Source organism: Caballeronia sp. AZ10_KS36, assembly GCF_023631105.1.
Classification (GTDB): Bacteria; Pseudomonadota; Gammaproteobacteria; order Burkholderiales; family Burkholderiaceae; genus Caballeronia.
Genome location: NZ_JALQDQ010000005.1, coordinates 1 through 539 on the forward strand (window position 1 = coordinate 1; position 539 = coordinate 539).

Annotated in this window: 1 pseudogene; it reads left to right on the plus strand. The window is 67.5% G+C overall.

From position 1 onward, the window contains the following. Positions 1–539: pseudogene (locus tag NCR35_RS04550) on the plus strand (translocation/assembly module TamB domain-containing protein); the annotation flags it as partial.

The following is a 539-nucleotide window of genomic DNA, read 5'->3' on the forward strand; positions in this document are numbered from 1 at the left end:
GCACCGATATCGCCGTCGACAGCGTGTCGGGCCGCTGGTCGCTCACGCGCGATCCGCTGCGCTTTACCATCGACTATTTGCATGTCGGCACCATCGACGCGCGCATTGCGCCATCGAACGAGCCGAGCAAGAAGACGGAACTGCCGAAGGACCTGCGCCTGCCGATCCAATTGGCGATCCGCGATCTGAGCGTCGAAAAACTGCGGCTGCATCAAGGGACGACGACCACCGAATTCTCGCGCCTGCTCTTCAACGGGCGAAGCGACGGCCGGCATCACGAGGCGACGGTGCAGCGTCTCGACACGCCGTTCGGCGCCGTGACCGCGGCCGCGAAGCTCGACGGCGGCGCGCGGCCGTTTCCGCTCACGGGCGATGTGACCTACGCGGGCAAGGTCAGCGGCGAGACGGTGCAGGTCGGCGCGCGCCTTTCCGGTTCGCTCGAAGACCTCGTCGCGGACGTGAATGCGAGCGGCCTGAAGCTCGCGGGCCAGGCGCACGTCGAAGCGACGCCTTTCGCCGACGTGCCGCTCAAGCTCGCC